The 552-nt window shown below is 67.8% G+C and carries 1 protein-coding gene; it reads left to right on the top strand.

Annotation, left to right across the window (positions count from 1 at the left end; translation table 11 throughout):
* Position 1 precedes the first annotated feature (1 nt).
* Positions 2 to 552, top strand: a 551-nt coding sequence (locus tag IE275_RS45730; protein WP_506417350.1) for a glucose-6-phosphate dehydrogenase, incomplete at its 3' end; no start/stop codon positions are given.

Raw genomic sequence — 552 nt, 5'->3', positions numbered from 1 at the left:
CATCTTCGGCGTCACGGGCGACCTGTCGCGGAAGAAGCTCATGCCCGCCGTGTACGACCTCGCGAACCGGGGTCTGCTGCCGCCGGGCTTCTCGCTGGTCGGCTTCGCCCGCCGCGAATGGGCGCACGAGGACTTCGCGCAGGAGGTGCACGACGCCGTCAAGGAGCACGCGCGCACGCCCTTCCGCGAGGAGGTCTGGCAGCAGCTGGTCCAGGGCATGCGTTTCGTGCAGGGAGTCTTCGACGACGACGACGCGTTCGAGCGGCTGCGCGGCACGATCGAGGAGCTGGACAAGGCACAGGGCACGGGCGGCAACTTCGCCTTCTACCTCTCCGTGCCGCCCCGCTCCTTCCCGGTGGTCATCCAGCAGCTGAAGAAGCACGGGCTGGCCGACCAGACGAAGGACTCCTGGCGCCGCGCGGTCATCGAGAAGCCGTTCGGCCACGACCTGGAGTCGGCCAAGGAGCTGAACCAGGTCGTCCACGAGGTGTTCGCCCCGGACCAGGTCTTCCGGATCGACCACTACCTGGGCAAGGAGACCGTCCAGAACAT

The organism is Streptomyces phaeofaciens (assembly GCF_014648915.1).
Classification (GTDB): domain Bacteria; phylum Actinomycetota; class Actinomycetes; order Streptomycetales; family Streptomycetaceae; genus Streptomyces; species Streptomyces phaeofaciens.
Note: the sequence above shows the minus strand (reverse complement) of the source record. Positions and strands in the feature narration are given on the sequence as shown.